The sequence below is a fragment of the Vibrio sp. Vb0598 genome, from assembly GCF_033338935.1.
GTDB lineage: Bacteria > Pseudomonadota > Gammaproteobacteria > Enterobacterales > Vibrionaceae > Vibrio > Vibrio alginolyticus.
Window position 1 is genome coordinate 1 of record NZ_JAWOTP010000127.1, and the last position, 1,354, is coordinate 1,354.

A 1,354-nucleotide genomic window follows, 5' to 3' on the forward strand; every position below is an offset into this window, starting at 1 on the left:
AATACAGCCTATCTTCTTCGGTTCAAGAGAACACTTACCGCATCTCCGTAAAACGTGAACAAGGCGGTAAAGTATCCAACTATCTGCACGATGAGCTAAACATCGGCGATAAAGTAAAACTCACAGCGCCAGCGGGTGATTTCTTTATGGATGTAGACACCAATACACCAGTGGTGCTGATTTCTGCAGGTGTCGGCCTTACGCCAACACTGTCAATGCTAGAAAGCTTGACGGAACATCACGCGCCAGTGACTTGGGTACATGCAACAGAAAACAGCAAACACCACGCCTTTAAAGAGCACGTAAACCAGCTAGTCACGGCGAAAGAAAACATGAACGCGCTCATTTGGTATAACCAACCAACGGCAGAAGACAAGATAGGTGAAGACTTCCACTTTACCGGCTTTGTAAACCTGCATGAAATCGAAGCCGCACTCAAACAAGACAACGTACAAGTGTACTTCTGTGGTCCGGTGGGCTTTATGCAGCACGTCGCGAAACAGCTACAAGAACTTGGCGTCCCTCAGGAACAATTCCATTACGAATGCTTTGGCCCACATAAGGTGGTTTAAGCGCGTTCACCTATCGGGAAAACAACAAAGCCCACGAAGTGTGGGCTTTGTTGTATGAAGTTACCGAGAATTTTCTGGAGATCTACCAGAACATGTCACGCCTTTTTGCGCGTGCAATGATGTTTTGTGGCATACGCTGTTCTAGCCCACGCCTTAACACGGCAATGCGTTTGTGTTGACGCTGATCGGCGGTCACCGAGTTGTACAACCAGCGGTAAGCATCTTCATAGTCCAACGGACTACCGTAATCGCGTAGCAGCAATTCAGCCAGATGAATACGCGCGTTTAAATTACCCATAGAAGCGGCTTCACGCAAATACGGAATCGCACGCTCTTTGTCTTGTTGCACCAAAGTACCGCGCGAATAGTAACGTCCAATCTGCTCTAATGCCGCAGGTAAGCCTTGCTGCGCGGCATTTTCCATGTAGTAGAGCCCCAGCTCGACATCTTGCTCGACACATACGCCCCACGCCAACATGTCGCCATATAGGAACTCGTAAGCAGGCAAGTTAATTCGAGTCGCACGAGCTACGATATCTTCCACCAGCTGGCAGTTATCAGCGCGCACGCGTTGTAAATGCTTATTCTGCTCAATAAGCTTTATCAGTTCTGCTTCGGTGTAGATGGGGACTGGCGCGCCAACATCAGCAGCACTCGCTCGCACTGTTGTGGCAGACAGCATCAGTAACAGTGAAGCAGCCACTGTTCGTAACTTCATAAACGTACTCTTCAAGGTATCTGAGAAACCAAAGATCAGCCAAGGATCGCCGCTGCTTGATAAA

The 1,354-nt window shown here is 48.7% G+C and carries 2 protein-coding genes; one reads left to right on the forward strand and one right to left on the reverse strand.

Annotated features, from left to right (window positions below; genetic code table 11):
- A partial coding sequence (locus R7Q38_RS23460) for an FAD-binding oxidoreductase (protein ID WP_318114477.1) occupies positions 1-572 on the forward strand: 572 nt, incomplete at its 5' end.
- Positions 573-654: 82 nt separating this feature from the next.
- On the opposite strand, the gene motX is transcribed toward R7Q38_RS23460, so the two are convergent.
- Positions 655-1,290 (reverse strand): flagellar protein MotX, encoded by a 636-nt coding sequence (gene motX / locus R7Q38_RS23465; protein ID WP_005496512.1) that lies wholly within the window; start codon positions 1,288-1,290, stop codon positions 655-657.
- Between the last annotated feature and the right edge of the window lie 64 nt (positions 1,291-1,354).